Source organism: Shewanella inventionis, assembly GCF_014641855.1.
GTDB classification, from domain to species: Bacteria; Pseudomonadota; Gammaproteobacteria; order Enterobacterales; family Shewanellaceae; genus Shewanella; species Shewanella inventionis.
In genome coordinates this window covers 38,725-56,817 of sequence record NZ_BMII01000032.1, presented here as the reverse complement: position 1 = coordinate 56,817, position 18,093 = coordinate 38,725, and the positions used below count along the sequence as shown (strand labels likewise).

Genomic DNA, 18,093 nt, shown 5'->3' with positions numbered 1-18,093 from the left:
ATCAAATGGCTCCTGAAAAACACCTTGAAAGAATTAAAAGTATAGATTCAGAGTTAAATTTATGAAGTTAACTTATGAAGATCGTCATTTTTTAATAACGAGAATTTTAAATGGAGCTGCAATATCATCTATTGCAGCAGAATTAAAATGCCCCAAATGTATTAATGTCTCGAATGTGGTAGCTACAGCCCTTATGACGTTGAATTTAGTCATGTAGAATTTTTTATTCTTTGATATTGCACAAAGGACTGTTTAATTCGCATCGGGGACGTTAGCCCTATATTTTTCTCATCTGAACCATCCGAATTAGTACAAATAATCTAACCCATTTCTGTGCAGAAATGAGTTAGCTGCCTCAGTTTAAAATGCCAACATTTAACGCTGAACTTAAAATCGTTGAAGAATCCTTATAAAAAAACGTGGGCTTGCAAATACTAAGGCAACCTAGTGGTTGCCTTAGTATTTCATGTTGATGGTTGTTTTTTTCGCCTCGTTATATCGGCCTAATCATCATAATGATCATTATCTATCGCCTGTTGACGTTGTTTTTTAAACTGAGCGTCTTCATAGGCGGCGTTAATTTCATCAAGAACAGAGTCAATATCGGCTAAATCTGTATCATCTTCAAATTGTCCGGTCAGCACAGTGTCTGGCTCAAGTTCGCCTTGCTCGTAAAGGGCCCACATTTCTTTGGCGTATTTGGTTTGTAGCAGCTCTGGTGCAAATTGGCCGTAGTATTCGGTCATATTATTCACATCACGATACAACATAGCTCTGGCATTGTTGTTAGCCGATGCATCGACGGCTTGTGGTAAGTCGATGATTACTGGGCCATGACTATCTACCAGTACATTAAATTCTGATAAGTCACCGTGCACAATACCGGCACATAACATACGAACGATATAACCCATCATGGTGTGATGTTGCGACATGGCTTGTGCATGGGTTAAGTTAACGTCGTTTAAACGCGGTGCGACATCACCGTTTGCGTCGGTGATCAGCTCCATCAATAATACGCCGTCGAAACAACCGTAAGGTACAGGCACTCGAATTTGGGCTGCTGCGCATTGATACAATGCATCAACCTCAGCGTTTTGCCAGGCTTTCTCTTGTTCTTCACGGCCGTATTTAGAGCCTTTTTCCATCGCGCGGCCACGACGGCTATTTTTGGTTTTGCGTCCTTCTTGATATTGTGCAGCCTTTTTAAAACTGCGTTTAGTCGCTTCTTTATAGACTTTGGCGCAGCGAATATCAGCGCCACACCGGATCATGTAGACGGTAGCTTCTTTGCCACTCATCAGTTGGCTTATCACTTCATCAACGAGACCATCGTCAACCAGTGGTTGTAATCGTATTGGGGTTTTCATAGCGCCCGTTATACCTTAGTTGTGTCTATGATGATATATCTTGGCTGACTATTTTTATGCAGTGCAGATAATAGGTATTTTTTTGTACAGTTTGTGTCTGTAAATTATCTAATGTCATAGTTTTACAGACACCATGTCGGTATCACATTGAAAATATGTCATTAATTTGATATTAGTTTATTGTAGCGTAAGATAAAAAATGGCTATTGTACACTTGCTCAAGCACACCAAAATTTGAGAGACAAAGAGGAATACCGATGAAATTGTATACCAATACATTAACAAGCTTGTTAATGATGAGTGCGATGGTATCAGCGCCTTTAATGGCTCAATCTGAGATTAACCCTCAGTACGATCAGGCTCGCGCTGCAAAGGCGGGGGCTGATGAATATGGAATGAAACGTTATGTGATGGCATTTCTTAAGCGTGGACCTAATCGTGATCGCACTAAAGCAGAGGCCGATGAATTACAACGTTTGCATATGGCAAATATTGGACGTCTTGCCGAGGCGGGTAAATTGGTTTTAGCAGGTCCATTTTTGGACAATGGTGAGTTACGCGGTATATATATTTTCGATGTAGAAACCATAGAGCAAGCAAAGCAGCTGACCGAAACGGATCCTGCAATTCAAGCTGGTAGTTTAGTCATGGAGTTAATACCTTGGTATGGCAGTGCTGCGTTAATGGAGGTTAATGATATTCACAATACGCTGGCTAAAACTCTGATGTAATTTATCAATGCTTTATGGTTTTTATCATGATCATTTAGCGTTGTTGGGATTAGATATTGAGCGCAGTTATAAACTTAATAACTTATGCATAATTGAATGGTGTAGTGGCATCATTTGGCGATGATTAAACGGTACAATACAGTCAAGTGAGTTGATTGGAGCCATTATGGGCAACGTGGTGAATAGAGCAATTTTTAGCAGCAGGATATTTTCTAATAATTTAGTTACTTATCAACAAAATCATCGTGTGATGAAACATGTTGATCCTGTGCAGCAAGGGCGATACTACAAGTTAAATGTAGTGATTAAACAGCCTCTTATTGGCGGCGTATTTACCTGTGAAAAATACATTATAAATCTGTTTAATCGCGTGTATTTGTTTCGCCCTGATCTATATGAACACAGCGTGACTAAAATAGAATCTGGTAAACGGGTTTTATTAAGTATTGCTGTGAATATTTAAAAGGCTCTCTTATGCATCACGCGTGACACTTATGCAAGCCGGTGCAGTAAAAACGTGGGTGATTAGCTTTCGTGTGCGAGCTTGGTAAGGAGCGGCGCAGGTTGATGAGTGTTGTATTGACGTTTAGCGACAACCTCAACACCTTTGCAAGATAGCTTAAGGTTGAGATCTGTTTCGGGCACGCAGCAGCAGGGGAGGCACTCGTTGGCTTTTAGTTCAGCAAGTGGTGTTGTGATATAACTGACGTCACCTGAAATGACAGTGGTTTTACAGGCGCCGCAAAACCCATTGCGGCACTCTGAAAAAATGTTTACCTTTTTCGACTCAAGCGCTTCTAATAAGCTTGAATGTTTACCGTCAAACAGAATAACGGGCTGACCTTTCAAGCTTACTATAGGGGCTTTTTTAAAAAATGTCTTATAAGTCAAAATCTAAAAACTCATCGCCATCGACAGCAGAATCAATTTGACCTACAAGGTAGGAAGACACTTCAACTTCTTGCGGGGCCACTTGTACCGCATCACTTTCTAGCCAGTTTTTCATCCACGGTAGTGGGTTTGAGGATTCTTCGTACGGTTGTGGTAAATGCACTGACTTCATGCGTTGGTTAGTAATAAACTCAACGTATTGGCATAAAATCTGTTCGTTTAAACCAATCATTGAACCGTCTTTAAATAAGTATTTAGCCCATTCTTTTTCTTGCTCAGCGGCTTTAACAAACAAATCGTAAGCTTCTTGTTGGCATTCAATGGCAATTTCGGCCATTTCTGGGTCGTCTTTACCGCCCTGCATTAAGCTCAGTATGTGCTGAGTGCTGTTAAGATGTAGAGCTTCATCACGGGCGATTAAGCGAATGATTTTGGCGTTACCTTCCATTAAGCGGCGCTCTGCAAAGGCAAATGAACAGGCAAAGCTCACATAGAAACGAATCGCTTCTAATGCGTTAACAGACATCATGCACAAGTACAGTGACTTTTTAAGAATGCGTAAGTTAACAGTAATTTTTTCGCCGTTAACTTGGTGCGTTCCTGCTCCAAATAGGTTGTAAACTTGAGTCAGCTTGATTAAGTCATCGTAATAACGGGCAATGTCACCTGCACGTTTTAAAATTTGTTCGTTTTCAACGATATCATCAAACACCACAGAAGGGTTATTAACAATATTTCTGATAATGTGCGTGTATGAACGAGAATGAATGGTTTCTGAAAACGACCAGGTTTCAATCCAGGTTTCTAGCTCTGGTAAAGACACTAACGGTAAAAATGCAACGTTTGGTGAGCGCCCTTGAATTGAGTCGAGCAAGGTTTGATATTTAAGATTTGAAATAAAAATATGCTTTTCGTGCTCTGGTAAACTAGCAAAGTCGATTTTGTCACGGCTGACATCAACTTCTTCAGGTCGCCAGAAAAACGAAAGTTGTTTTTCAATGAGCTTTTCGAAGACTTCGTATTTTTGTTGATCGTAGCGAGCCACATTAACGGGTTGACCAAAAAACATTGGTTCTTTGGTTGAGTCGTTAGGTGTTTGACAAAATGTTGAATAAGCCATTATTAAGTGTCCTGATAACGCATTTCAAAAAGCGGGGAAGTCCCCGCTAATAATTCCATTAGATGATTAAATTTTGCACGCACCGCCTGCGCAACCATCATCTTCTTCCTCTACGGCAACTAGGTCGTCAAACTGATCTTTGGCGCCGTCACGAGTGTTATGGTAATACAAAGTTTTAACCCCTAACTTGTACACACTTAACAAATCTTTAAGCAAGGTTTGCATGGGTACACGGCCGCCTTCAAAACGGCTTGGGTCGTAGTTAGTGTTAGCTGAAATCGCTTGGTCAACGAACTTCTGCATAATGCCCACAAGTTGGATGTAACCGTCATTGTTTGGCATGTTCCATAACAATTCGTACTTGTCTTTAAGTTGATCAAAGTCAGGTACTACTTGCTTTAATTGTCCGTCTTTACTCGCTTTAACGCTGATTAAGCCGCGTGGAGGCTCAATACCGTTAGTCGCGTTAGATATTTGCGATGAGGTTTCAGACGGCATTAAGGCTGACAAGGTTGAGTTGCGTAAACCATACTGCTTAATGTCGCTGCGTAATCCTTCCCAATCCATGTGTAATGGCTCGTCACAAATTTTATCTAAATCACGTTTGTAAGTGTCAATCGGTAAAATACCTTGCGAATAGGTTGTTTCATGGAACAAAGGGCATGCGCCTTGTTCTTTCGCGAGGTTCATTGAGGCTTTCAATAAATAAAACTGAATCGCTTCAAAGGTTTTGTGGGTCAAATTGTTTGCTGAACCGTCTGAATACTTCTTGCCATTTTTAGCAAGGTAGTTAGCAAAGTTAATCACACCAATACCTAAAGTACGGCGGTTCATTGAACCAAGCTTTGCCGACTTGATTGGGTAATCCTGATAATCAAGTAAGTTATCAAGGGCACGCACAGCAAGATCTGCTAGAGGCTCAAGTTCAGATAAATCCTGGATCGCGCCCAAGTTTAAAGCTGACAATGTACACAATGCGATTTCACCATTTGGATCGTCGATGTTTGTCAGAGGTTTAGTCGGTAAAGCAATTTCTAAACAAAGGTTAGATTGCTTAATTGGCGCGACTTTAGAGTCAAACGGGCTGTGTGTATTACAGTGATCCACGTTTTGAATATAGATACGGCCAGTTGAAGCACGCTCTTGCATCATGAGTGAAAACAGTTCGACCGCTTTAATTTGTTTTTTACGTACGTTGCTGTCCTGTTCATACTGTAGGTATAAACGTTCAAACTCTGCCTGATCTTCGAAGAATGCATCGTAAAGGCCGGGCACATCTGATGGGCTGAATAAGCTGATGTATTCGCCTTTGATCAAACGTTGGTACATTAATTTGTTTAACTGCACGCCATAGTCAAGATGACGCACACGGTTATCTTCTACGCCGCGGTTGTTTTTAAGGACCAGTAATGACTCAACTTCTAAATGCCATAACGGGTAGAACAGGGTGGCAGCACCGCCACGAACGCCGCCTTGAGAGCACGACTTAACCGCAGTTTGGAAATATTTGTAAAAAGGTAAGCAACCTGTATGGAATGCTTCGCCGCCACGAATAGGGCTACCTAAGGCGCGGATACGACCTGCGTTAATACCAATACCAGCACGTTGACTAACGTATTTAACGATAGAAGATGCCGTTGCATTGATTGAATCAAGGCTGTCATCGCATTCGATTAATACACAAGAGCTGAACTGACGCGTAGGAGTACGAACGCCAGACATAATCGGTGTCGGTAATGAAATTTTGAATAAAGACGTCGCATCATAAAAACGCTTGATGTAGTCCAAACGCGTGTCTTTTGGATAACGAGCAAATAAACATGCTGCCACTAAAATGTATAAAAACTGCGCGCTCTCATACACTTCATGGGTGACACGGTTTTGCACTAAATACTTACCTTCAAGCTGCTTAACGGCGGCATAAGAGAAGTTCATATCGCGCCAGTGATCGATATAGCTGTCTAAGGTTTCAATCTCTTCACGAGTGTAGTCGGCCAAAATATGCATATCATATTTGCCCATTTCCACTAAGCGAGTCACATGGTCGTATAACTTAGGTGGTTCAAATTGACCAAAGGCTTTTTTGCGTAGGTGAAACACCGCTAAGCGCGCTGCTAAAAATTGGTAATCTGGCGAGTCTGGCGAGATTAAGTCAGCAGCTGCTTTAATGATGGTTTCATGAATGGCTTCAGTTGGAATGCCGTCAAAAAACTGCAGGTGAGATCGAAGTTCAACTTCAGATACTGAGACGTTTTTTAATCCCTTGGCTGCCCAAGTGATCACGCGGTGAATTTTATCTAAATCGATACTTTCACGTTCGCCACTGCGTTTAGTGACTGTCATATTGCTATTCATTGAAGAGAGGCCTTGGTTCTATATCCGGTCATGTGATCATGTTCAGGATGCTGTGCTACTTTGATTCGATCAGAACAAATCACAAAACAGTTCCATGTTAAAACAATCGTCCAGAATGTACTTACGGCAAGGTGGATCTACAGTACATTCATTAAGACACTACCTTGTAAATGCACAAGGTGAGTAGTGTTTCGATTGTTACCCACACACAAGATATGGTGTTATTTATAAACTGAGATACAAGATAGTGAGGTTTGAGCTGATTTGCAAGTCACAATTACATTAACTTCTTGTGGATAAGTTGAGGATAAACGGCAGGGTTAGTAATGGCTAACCCTAGAGCCCAAATTTATATAGTGTTTTTAACGCTTGATGTTTTTTTATGCAATAGATTAGAAAAATTTGATCGCTAAAATAAGCAGCGATCAAAAATTTACGACCATTTTTAGATTGATCTTTTATGGCTTTTGATCTGCAGATCTAAACAGCCATCTGGTTGTAAGCTAGATAACAAATGCCGTTCAAAAACGACTCGCTTAATAAAACACAAGCCATTAATGGCTTATTCAGTAAAAAACTGTGTTAAAGATGAACCATCTACAAAATGTCGTTTTGATGGCCATAGTTCTGGTTTGTCTGAAGCAGATAAATACCCCCAAAGTGCCACACCTCCAAGCATGTTGGCGTTATGGGCGGCAACGAGATCACGCTCTGCGTCACCTAAATACAGGATCTGCTGAGGCGACGTTGCAATTTGCTGGGCGGCTAACAACATTGGTGCAGTATGTGGTTTTGCATGGCGGGTACTGTCACCGCTGATCATAGCGTTAACTCGGCCTGTTAAGCCTAATTTATCAACTAAAGGGCGGGCAAAGCGGGCGGGTTTATTGGTGACGATGCCATAAGGAATACTGTGTTGATCAAATAAGTTGAGTAGCTCAGGTAATCCATCAAATAAACGGCTAAGCTCGCCATTAATTTGGCCATAATGCTGCAGTAATCCCTGTTGTATTTTAAGTTGCAATGCTTCGTCGGCATCAGGTATCGCTGTTTTAACTAAATATAAACTACCGTGAGAGGCTGCATGGCGCATTTTTTCAAGGGGTTGAGCGGTAAAACCTGCATCTTCTAAGCTAAGATTAAGTGCGTAAACTAAATCTGGTGCGGTGTCTGCTAATGTACCGTCAAGGTCAAATAAAACGCCTTTCACATCGTGTTTATGCACTTAATTATTCCTTATATAAGCGTTAGGTATTGCGAGGTTCAATTGAAAAAGTGCATTACCGATAACCTTGAGGTTACCGGCATGACGATTAATCTACTTTTTGTGTGGCTATCATGTAGTTTACATCCACACTTTCTGTGTATTTAAACACACCAGAAAGCGGGTTATACGTGATACCTAATGCGTCTTTACATAATAAGTCAGTGTTATCGACCAATGCCATTAACTCTGATGGGCGGATAAATTTGCTGTGATCGTGGGTACCAACAGGAAGCATTTTAAGTAGGTATTCAGCTCCAATGATGGTTTGTACATAAGACATGATATTGCGGTTAATGGTTGAGAAAAATACAAACCCATTGGGTTTAACCATGTCACAACATGCTTGAATAACTGATTGTGGGTCGGGCACATGTTCTAACATTTCCATGCAGGTGACCACGTCATAATATTCGCGGTGGCTGTCCCGGTGGTTTTCTGCAGTGGTTTTAAGGTAATTTACACTGACCCCAGCGTCTAATGCGTGCAATTTTGCCACTTCTAACGGCTCAGTGCCCATGTCTATACCATCAACATTTGCACCAATACGCGCCATGCTTTCCGATAAAATACCGCCGCCGCAGCCGACATCCAGTACTTTTTTACCAAATACACCGCCAGCAGTTTGATCAATGTAATTTAATCGCAGTGGATTAAGTAAATGCAATGGCTTGAACTCGCCATTAAGATCCCACCAGGTTTGCGCCATGGCTTCAAATTTTGCGATCTCATGGGGATCAACATTGGCTGTTGATTGTTCGGCGTCTGACATAAGTTAACCTAACTGTCTAATAATGTATGGCGGTTATTATAACGATAACCTTTACGAATAGTAGTCAACATTGTGCTTTTGCGGTCAATGCTTGCTTATAAAATCGCCATTTAGCACGTGCGTTGATTATTTTTACAAAATAAAGCGCTTAAACCATCAGCAGTTTGGCTTTTAAGTCATCAAATTTCACCAACATATTAGTGTTCGCTTAAACTAAATTTGCTGAAAATATTAGCTTTTTTATTAATTTTGTCTCGTAGATGGGATTTGGCTGGTGTTTGCTCTGGCGACAATAAATATCTGTGTTAGAATGCCAAATCACGTTTTTAAGCTAGATAATAATATGGAAGATTTATTGTCAGCTAACTTTAGGGGAACGCGCAGTTTATGACTGATCTGGCATCATCTATTTCGCCAATTAATATCGAAGACGAACTTAAGAATTCTTACCTTGATTACGCAATGAGCGTAATTGTGGGTCGTGCATTACCTGACGTACGTGACGGTTTAAAACCAGTTCACCGTCGCGTATTGTTTGCAATGAGCGAATTAAAAAACGATTGGAACAAACCATATAAAAAATCCGCTCGTGTCGTTGGTGACGTAATTGGTAAATATCACCCACATGGTGATACTGCTGTATACGATACAATTGTACGTATGGCACAACCTTTCTCGCTACGCTACACCTTAGTTGACGGACAAGGAAACTTTGGTTCGGTTGACGGTGACTCAGCAGCGGCAATGCGTTATACCGAAATCCGTATGCAAAAGTTGGCGCACTCACTGCTTGCCGACCTTGAAAAAGAAACCGTTGATTTTGTACCTAACTACGATGGTACTGAATTTATTCCTGCTGTATTACCAACACGTGTACCTAACCTGTTAATTAACGGTTCATCTGGTATTGCGGTAGGTATGGCAACCAATATTCCGCCACACAACTTAACCGAAGTGGTTAAAGGCTGCTTAGCGTTAATTGCAGAGCCAAGCTTGTCGATTGAACAGCTAATGGAATACATTCCTGGTCCAGATTTCCCAACTGCTGCGTCTATTAATGGTCGTAAAGGCATTATTGATGCCTATAAAACGGGCCGCGGCCGTGCTGTGATGCGCTCAAAAGCGGAAGTGGAAACTGATGAGAATGGCCGTGAGCGTATCATCGTTCATGAAATTCCTTATCAGGTGAACAAAGCTAAGTTGATTGAAAAAATCGCAGAGCTTGTTAAAGATAAGAAAATTGAAGGCATTAGCGGTTTACGTGACGAGTCTGATAAAGACGGTATGCGTATCGTAATTGAAATCAAGCGCGGCGAAGTGGGCGAAGTTGTACTTAACAACTTATACGCTCAAACACAAATGCAGTGTTCTTTTGGTATTAACATGGTGGCATTGACCAATGGTCAGCCTAAATTGTTTAACCTTAAAGAAATGCTTGAGTGCTTTATTCTTCACCGTCGTGAAGTGGTTACTCGCCGTACCGTGTTTGAACTGCGTAAAGCGCGCGAACGTGCTCACATTCTTGAAGCATTAGCCATTGCCCTTGCTAACATTGACCCAATTATTGCGTTAATTAAAGCATCGCCAACGCCTGCTGAAGCAAAAGTGAAATTAGTTGAGCAGGGTTGGGCACTTGGCCATGTTCAAGGCATGCTTGAAAAAGCCGGTGATGATGCTGCTCGCCCTGAATGGTTAGAGCCTGAGTTTGGTATTCGTGATGGCAAATACTATTTAACTGAGCAACAAGCACAGGCGATTCTTGAATTGCGTTTACACCGTTTAACCGGTTTAGAGCATGACAAGATTTTAGCTGAATACGAAGAACTATTAGTACTGATTGCCGGTTTATTGTTGATCCTTCGTAGTCCAGAGCGTTTGATGGAAGTGATCAAAGAAGAACTAGAAGAAATTCTAGAGCAATATGGTGATGCCCGCCGTACTGTGATTAACGCCAACGAAATTGACATGAGTCTTGAAGACTTAATCAATGAAGAAGACGTTGTGGTTACATTGTCGCATTTAGGTTACGCCAAGTACCAACCATTGTCTGACTACCAAGCTCAGCGCCGTGGTGGTAAAGGTAAAGCTGCAACTAAAGTAAAAGACGAAGATTTCGTTGAAAAACTGCTGGTTGCTAATACCCATGACACTATTTTGTGCTTCTCAGACTTTGGTAAAATGTACTGGTTAAAAGTCTACCAATTACCATTGGCAAGTCGCACAGCACGCGGTCGCCCAATTGTTAACTTATTACCACTGGCTGACGGTGAGCGCATTACTGCGATTCTACCAGTACGCGAATACGCTGATGATAAATACATTATCATGGCAACTGCAGACGGCACAGTGAAGAAAACAGCCTTAACCGCTTACAGTAATCCTCGTGCAAACGGTATTATTGCGGTGAACCTAAAAGATGGCGACCAATTAATTGGCGTTGATATTACTGAAGGTAGTGACGACATCATGTTGTTCTCTAACGAAGGTAAAGTGGTTCGCTTTAACGAAAAAGCTCGCGATTCTGAAACTGGTGAAGTGAAAATTGACGCAGAAACCGGTGAAGAGATCATTGCATTGCGTCCAATGGGGCGTACAGCAACCGGTGTTCGTGGTATCAAGCTTGAAGCAGGCCAAAAAGTGGTATCGCTCATTGTGCCAAAAGGTGACGGCGCAATCTTAACCGTAACCGAAAACGGTTATGGTAAGCGTACTGAACTAAGCGAATACCCAGCGAAGAGCCGCGGCACTAAAGGTGTTGTGTCTATTAAAGTGAGTGAGCGTAATGGCGCCGTTGTCGGTGCTGTACAAGTGGGTGAGTTTGATGAAATCATGCTCATTAGCGACAAAGGCACATTGGTTCGTACACCTGCTGAAGGCGTATCAATCATTGGTCGTAACACTCAAGGTGTGACCATTATTCGCACCGCAGACGACGAAAAAGTGGTTGGCTTACAGCGAATTGATGAAATTCAAACTGAAGAGCTATTAGATGAAGAAGGCAATGTGATCCCACCTGCTGACATTATCGAAGGCGAAGAAGCTACAGAGGTTGATGCACAAATCGATAGCGATGCACCAGCTGATGAACAAGGTGACGATCAGCAATAAGCTGAACGAGCTACCTAAACCACCGAAAACGAGCGCCTAAGGGCGCTCGTTTTATTTTGCGGAAAATTATTCATCAAAATAGGCAAATAAAGGCCTATTCAACGGTAACTAAAGACCTTAGTATTAACAGCTACATATGATGTTATCAATCTTATCAATTCACTGATTCGTTCAGAGCGTGAAAATGATTGATATAAATACAAACTGAGTCAAGGAGTTGTCTGTGAGCGCGATTTATAATTTCTGTGCGGGTCCTGCCATGTTACCTCAAGCTGTGATGCAAAAAGCACAACAGGAATTGATTGATTGGAATGGTCTTGGCGTCTCCGTGATGGAAATCAGCCACCGCAGTAAAGAATTTATTGCGTTAACTGAACAAGCTGAAGTGACTTTGCGCCAGCTAATGAATATTCCTCAAAACTACCATGTGTTATTTATGCACGGTGGTGGGCGCGCGCAGTTTTCGAATGTAGTCAACAACTTTTTAGGTGATAACGGCAGAGCCCTATATCTCGTGAGCGGGCAGTGGTCATCTGCTGCGGTGAGTGAGGCCATCAAACTGGCGGGTGAAGCTCAAATTGACAGCCTAAATATTGTTGAAAACGTTAACGGACTCAATCAAGTCAACTTGCCAGATCTGCATGCTATCGACAAAGACTACCGCTACGTGCATTACTGCTCAAACGAAACCGTAGATGGTATTGAGATATTTGAAGAGCTAGACAGCCCATGGCCAGTGGTTGCAGATCTGTCATCAACCATTATGTCTCATGAGATTGATGTCAGTAAATATGGGCTTATATATGCAGGCGCACAAAAGAACATTGGCCCATCTGGGTTATCAATTGTGATAGTACGCGACGACATGCTTAAGTTACCTTCATTGCCTCAATCGTCAGTGATGGATTATCGCGTGGCAGTTGAGCATGGCTCGATGTTTAATACACCGCCCACGTTTGCCTGGTATTTAGCCTCAGAAGTGTTTGCATGGTTAACGGCCAATGGTGGTGTAAGCGCAATGGCTGACGTTAATCAGCAAAAAGCAGCATTATTGTACGATTGTATTGATTCAAATCCATTTTATAAAAATGGTGTTGCGCCACACAATCGCTCACGCATGAACGTGACATTCCAATTGGTTAATGACACTCTTGATGGTGAATTTTTAAAACAAGCAGAGCAGGCCGGTTTAGTGGCATTAAAAGGTCATCGTATTGTCGGCGGTATGCGCGCCAGCATTTATAATGCGATGCCATTAGCAGGTGTGCAAAAACTGGTTGATTTTATGAACCAATTTGCCCAGCAACATGCTTAACGGTTTTGCCATTGTTAACGCCTCAGCTGAGGCGTTAAATCAATAAAAGCTCGTGTCGTGTAAATTGTGGAGGAGTCTTCACTTATCTTTGCTTAACTTTACGCTTAAATACTGCCTCGTTAACCCCTTTTTAACCCCAATCAATTTATAGTCTCATTATGGTGTCGCACTACTTATAGAGACAAAATGAATACTCTTATTACTGTTAAATCTCAGGCTATTAAGCAGCCAAAAAAGGGATTTGAGCTCACTCAAAATCATAAATTAGCGCTAGCATACCTTTCAGTAGCAGTGTTGCCTTTTGTGCTAGCACAGTTATTAGGGATGGAGTTTACTGGGTTGTACACTAGTGTGCTCAGTGCAGTTAACTTACTTGCGATGATGGTATTTTTTATTCAATTTCCGCTGGCGGGAAGGCTTAAAAAAGTGCCGTTATTTTCCAATATAGATTGGGGAATAACTCAACATAAAAAACTGGGTAAATACCTAGGGATATTTTTCTTTCTTCATCCAATATTCATTGTACTACCTAAAGCACTGATGTCAGCTGATGATCTTAGTGTCAGCGTATGGAGTATTGTTACATCGCCGCATTTGCTTACTGCTCTTATAGCTTGGTGTGCAATGGCCATATGGGTATTAATGTCGATATATAAAGACAGACTCAATTTACGGTATGAAACATGGCGATTAATGCATGTAACTGGCTTTGCAATCATCGCCACACTCGCGACATTGCATATCACTACTATAGGTAGCCACGGCCAATTTAACCCAAGGTTTAATACCCTGTGGTGGTTGCTTTATGGGCTGTCAATGACATTGCTAATTTATAACTATGTTATCAAGCCCAAACTAAGCATAAATCAGGCTTATTCTATTAGCTCAATTGAAAAAATCACCGACAGTGACTGGCAATTGAGTATTCAAAATAACAACCAAACCCCTCTTGTATATCAGGCAGGCCAGTTTGTTTGGATTAACACCAGTGGCAACCCTTACAGTCTTGAGCAGCACCCATTTTCAATCGTATCAGCAACTGCAGATGGTCAAGTCAATTTTGCCATTAGAGCGCTGGGAGATTACACCTCTTCATTAGGCAAACTTAAGCCTGAGCAAGTTGTATTTATTGATGGGCCCTATGGCAACATGACCCTTGCCCCTAGTCAATTTGCCAGCGGTATTACCCTTATTGCAGGTGGTGCGGGTATTTCACCTATGTTGAGCTTACTAACTCTGCTTGCAAAACAGCAAGATCAACGCCCCATCCGGTTACTTTACGCCAACCACAATATGTCGCGGATGATCTACTTAGAAACATTAGCCGAGTTACAACGCACTATGGCCAACTTTAAAGTGCAACTAGTGTGTGAATACATTGAACTTTATCAAACCTATGAACAGCCTAATATAACCCATGGACTAATCCAGGGGCAGGATATTGTCGACACCGTCACTAAAGGACAAGAAAGCCAATGGGCATATTACCTTTGTGGCCCCGCACCCATGATAAGCAACATGAGAGACACTTTGCATCGTTTGGGAGTCAGCAATAATCAAATCCATTATGAACAACTGACGTTTTAATAAGGAAAACAATATGCCAATCAAGCAAATATCTGGCTGCATCGGTTGTGAGGCTTGCGTTAAAAGTTGTCCAACCGATGTGATCCACATGAATAAACAAACCAATAAAGCTGAAATACGTTACCCAGAAGATTGTCAAATTTGTCATTTATGCAGACTGTATTGCCCTGTAGGGGTTATCACAATCACGCCTGAGAAAAGTATTCCAGTTATGGTTTCGTGGAGGTAACTATGTCATTTAATGCTCACTTATCTCGTCGTCAGTTTATCGGTATTGCGGGCGGTATTGCAGGGGCTGCAGCATTTGCCAATATGGGGTTTGACGCACCGGCTCAAGAAAATAAGCCCAAAATTGACAGCAACAATTTTACTGTTGAACACCATCATACTGATGTATTGGTGATTGGCGGTGGCATGGCCGGATTATTTGCGGCGGTTAAAGCCCACGATGCAGGAGCCAACGTCATGATGGTATCAAAAGGACGTGTTGGCAGTTCGGGACTCACCCCTTTTGCAAAAGGGATTTTTAGTTACGATAAAGCCAATGCAAGCGTGACCATTGACGAATTTGTAGCTCAAGTTACGGAGTCTGCAATTGAGACAAATAATCCTGTGTTTACAAGGCAATTAGCCGAGCATTCTTATGCTAGAGTGCAGGAGTTAACCTCATGGGGATTTTTCGATTCAGCGCTGTATCATCACAGTTTTATGAAGCCGATTAACGAGCGAAATATTCCTGTAAATGAACGTATCATGATCACCCATTTATTAAAACAGGATGGCAGAGTGGTGGGGGCGTCGGGTTTTAGTTTAGATGAACTGAAAATTGTTCATTATCACGCTAAAAGCGTGGTGCTATGTACAGGAGCGGGTGGTTTTAAACCCAATGGGTTCCCCGTGAGTGATTTAACCCACGACGGCACCATTATGGCTTATAAAATTGGGGCTAAAGTGACCGGTAAAGAATGGAACGATGGCCATCCAGGTTCAGCTAAAAACTCAGGCTCAAGTTATGATAATTGGCACGGCCAAGTGGAACAAAAGCCATCAGTCACCTCGGTGACCATTAATCATCATTTGGGGGTCGATCTCAACTACCTTGCTTATACCCAGGGCTCACCAGTGGTCATGAGGCCGCCAAGACCTGAAGTTCCGGGTATGCAACGAGATAATAATGTCATGGCTGCACAGCAAGGGCAGAATTATCCTGCTGGTCCCTATGTGCCACCGGCATTTAGACAATCAGGCCCGCCACCCAAACCACCAGAACAAGGTTTTTTACGCAGTTTAGTGTCAAGTAAAGGCCATTCAGGCCCACCGGGCATGGGCGGCGAGCAGGTTGGCGGTTCGAGTGCAGGTATGGCTATTCATAAGTCAGAAGGATTAGTACCGATAAATGATCAAGGTTTATCTACTATACCGGGTTTGTATGCCGCGGGTGATGCCTTAGGATCTTACATGTCCGGTGGTATTTATACTCAAATAGGTTCGTCGTTAGCGGGTTCGGCTGTACAAGGTGCTATTGCAGGCGCAGCCGCGGCAAATGACAGCTTAGCAATACAAGGAAAACAAGATGTGTCAGAGCAATACTTAACCTTTGTTAATCAGCAAATTCTGGCACCATTAACTCGTAAGCGGGGTTATAGCCCAGCCTGGGTGACTCAAGTGTTACAAGGCGTGATGATCCCCAACTTTGTGTTATACATTAAAAAAGAACGCATGATGCAAGCCGCGTTAGCCTATGTTGAGGAGCTCTATGAGCACCATGTGCCTATGTTAATGGCAGATGATTTACATGCACTTAGGCTAGCTCACGAAACGGAAAACATGATCATCACCGCAGAGATGAAACTCAAAGCATCCATTATGCGCAAAGAAAGCCGTTGCAGCCATTATCGTTTAGATTGTCCAGACATTGATTATGAAAATTGGCAAGCGTGGATCAATATTTATAAAGATGACGCAGGCAACATGGTGTTAGAAAAACAACCTTTTAAAAGCTGGCCCAATTTTTAACTGCTTTTGGACATTGCTAATCAGACAAAATAAAGCCGACTGTGCAAGGAGTCGGCTTTATTATTTGAGTCAATATAACCAGAGGTTATTTAATGACTGCTGCGATTGATTTGGCCAAATAATCAACGTTAGTTTCGCTAATACCGGCAATACTAATTCGGCTTGAACCCACCATATACACACTAAAATCTTGCTTTAAAGTGGCTACTTGCTCAGGGCTTACCCCTAAAAATGAAAACATGCCTTTTTGCTGAGCAATAAAGCTAAAATCACGGTCAACACCGTTAGCAATTAACTGCTTAACCAGCATTTCACGGTTACCGTTAATGCGGTCGCGCATCACTTTAAGCTCTTCAAGCCATTGTTGTTTAAGTGCAGGTGTGCCTAAAATGGTTTCAACAATGGCAGCGCCATGGGCTGGTGGCATTGAATAGATACAACGAACAACATACAACAATACAGATTGAGCAATATCGGCTTTTGCGCTGTCTTTAGCCACAATTGAACATGCGCCAATACGTTCACGGTATAAGCCAAAGTTTTTAGAGCAAGAGCTGCATAAAATCATGCTTTCAACTGCCGCAGCCATTTGGCGCACACCGTAAGCATCTTCATCAACACCATCGCCAAAGCCTTGATAAGCCATGTCGATTAGCGGTGTAAATCCTTGCTTAACGGTCACCTTAACCACTTCATCCCACTGCGCTGTGGTTAAATCCATACCACTTGGGTTATGACAACATGCGTGCAGTAGCACCACGTCGTCTTTACCAATGGTATTTAACGTGGCCATCATTTGCTCAAATTTAAGGCTTTTGGTGTCGTAATCGTAATATGGGTAGGTTTTTACCCTAATACCCGCCGCTTCAAAAAGCCCGGTATGGTTGGCCCAGGTAGGGTCACTCACCCACAATACTGCGTTAGGGTTACAGCGCTTGATAAAATCAGCTGCCACTCTTAACGCCCCAGTTCCGCCAGGGGTTGATACCGTTCTTACACGATTGGCGATTAATGCAGAGTGAGAAGCGCCAAAGGCTAATTCACCCATTAATTGATTAAAGGGCACAGAGCCCGTTGGGCCGATGTAGACCTTGGTTGTTTCTGTGTCTAGACGGATTTTTTCAGCCGCTTTAACGCAATCCAAAATCGGAGTATGGCCAGCAGGATCTTTATAAACCCCAACACCCAGGTCCACCTTGTTAGGGTGACTGTCTTCTCGGTATTGTGTCAGCAGACCCAAAATAGGATCAGCAGGTAGTGCTTTGAGGGTATCAAACATGAGTAGAGCCTTATATTTACTATTTGGTCTAAGCATAACGCGCTTTAAACTCAGAGTTAAAGTCATTCTTGTCTGATAAGATAATTAATCGCCAGTTGAGATTATTTCAATTGGAAAGTTAATTGAACGGGCAAATAATGCTGTTATCTCGGTAGATTATCTGCTGTAATGGTGCTCCATTACAGTGTTTATTCGACATTAACGCGTAATCACGGTGTTAACGACATAAATAATCAATGTTAAGCTTGATATCACGGTGGCGATCCGTATTTTATAAGCATGATT

Annotated in this window: 14 protein-coding genes; 7 read left to right on the top strand and 7 right to left on the bottom strand. The window is 42.2% G+C overall.

From position 1 onward, the window contains the following. Positions 1-503: 503 nt before the first annotated feature. Positions 504-1,370, bottom strand: a complete 867-nt coding sequence (locus IEW93_RS17185; RefSeq protein WP_188740510.1) for a PA4780 family RIO1-like protein kinase — start codon at positions 1,368-1,370, stop codon at positions 504-506. Between the two features lie 257 nt (positions 1,371-1,627). On the opposite strand from IEW93_RS17185, the gene IEW93_RS17180 reads away from it, so the two are divergent. Both IEW93_RS17180 and IEW93_RS17175 read left to right on the top strand, forming a co-directional pair. Further along, a complete protein-coding gene (locus IEW93_RS17180) occupies positions 1,628-2,101 on the top strand; it encodes a YciI family protein (protein ID WP_188740509.1) in 474 nt (157 codons plus the stop codon). Between the two features lie 166 nt (positions 2,102-2,267). Further along, complete coding sequence (locus IEW93_RS17175) at positions 2,268-2,564, top strand: 2OG-Fe(II) oxygenase (RefSeq protein WP_283104464.1); 297 nt, start codon at positions 2,268-2,270, stop codon at positions 2,562-2,564. A 62-nt stretch (positions 2,565-2,626) separates the two neighbouring features. On the opposite strand, the gene yfaE is transcribed toward IEW93_RS17175, so the two are convergent. From yfaE to ubiG, 5 genes are all read right to left on the bottom strand, one after another. Beyond that, complete coding sequence (gene yfaE / locus IEW93_RS17170) at positions 2,627-2,992, bottom strand: class I ribonucleotide reductase maintenance protein YfaE (protein ID WP_188740508.1); 366 nt, start codon at positions 2,990-2,992, stop codon at positions 2,627-2,629. Then, positions 2,982-4,112 (bottom strand): class Ia ribonucleoside-diphosphate reductase subunit beta, encoded by a 1,131-nt coding sequence (gene nrdB / locus IEW93_RS17165; protein ID WP_188740507.1) that lies wholly within the window; start codon positions 4,110-4,112, stop codon positions 2,982-2,984. Before nrdB ends, yfaE begins: the two co-directional genes overlap by 11 nt. A gap of 66 nt (positions 4,113-4,178) precedes the next feature. Continuing rightward, positions 4,179-6,467, bottom strand: a complete 2,289-nt coding sequence (gene nrdA / locus IEW93_RS17160) for a class 1a ribonucleoside-diphosphate reductase subunit alpha (RefSeq protein ID WP_188740506.1) — start codon at positions 6,465-6,467, stop codon at positions 4,179-4,181. Positions 6,468-7,029: 562 nt separating this feature from the next. Continuing rightward, complete coding sequence (locus tag IEW93_RS17155) at positions 7,030-7,692, bottom strand: HAD family hydrolase (protein WP_188740505.1); 663 nt, start codon at positions 7,690-7,692, stop codon at positions 7,030-7,032. Between the two features lie 88 nt (positions 7,693-7,780). Next, positions 7,781-8,503, bottom strand: a complete 723-nt coding sequence (gene ubiG, locus IEW93_RS17150; protein ID WP_188740504.1) for a bifunctional 2-polyprenyl-6-hydroxyphenol methylase/3-demethylubiquinol 3-O-methyltransferase UbiG — start codon at positions 8,501-8,503, stop codon at positions 7,781-7,783. A gap of 387 nt (positions 8,504-8,890) precedes the next feature. Here ubiG and gyrA point away from each other — a divergent pair, with 387 nt between their 5' ends. From gyrA to IEW93_RS17125, 5 genes are all read left to right on the top strand, one after another. Then, positions 8,891-11,611, top strand: coding sequence for a DNA gyrase subunit A (gene gyrA / locus IEW93_RS17145; protein ID WP_188740503.1), 2,721 nt, complete (start codon positions 8,891-8,893; stop codon positions 11,609-11,611). Positions 11,612-11,834: 223 nt separating this feature from the next. Beyond that, positions 11,835-12,926, top strand: coding sequence for a 3-phosphoserine/phosphohydroxythreonine transaminase (serC, locus tag IEW93_RS17140; protein ID WP_188740502.1), 1,092 nt, complete (start codon positions 11,835-11,837; stop codon positions 12,924-12,926). A 186-nt stretch (positions 12,927-13,112) separates the two neighbouring features. Then, a complete protein-coding gene (locus IEW93_RS17135; RefSeq protein ID WP_188740501.1) occupies positions 13,113-14,513 on the top strand; it encodes a ferredoxin reductase family protein in 1,401 nt (466 codons plus the stop codon). Positions 14,514-14,526: 13 nt separating this feature from the next. Continuing rightward, positions 14,527-14,742: a 4Fe-4S dicluster domain-containing protein gene (locus tag IEW93_RS17130; protein ID WP_188740500.1), complete on the top strand. Its 216-nt coding sequence runs from the start codon at positions 14,527-14,529 to the stop codon at positions 14,740-14,742. 2 nt (positions 14,743-14,744) lie between these two features. Further along, on the top strand, positions 14,745-16,529 hold the full coding sequence (locus IEW93_RS17125) for an FAD-dependent oxidoreductase (protein ID WP_188740499.1): 1,785 nt from the start codon (positions 14,745-14,747) through the stop codon (positions 16,527-16,529). Between the two features lie 85 nt (positions 16,530-16,614). Here IEW93_RS17125 and IEW93_RS17120 read toward each other — a convergent pair whose 3' ends face one another. Then, entirely contained in the window at positions 16,615-17,808 is a 1,194-nt protein-coding gene (locus IEW93_RS17120) for an amino acid aminotransferase (protein ID WP_188740498.1), read from the bottom strand. Positions 17,809-18,093 lie beyond the last annotated feature (285 nt).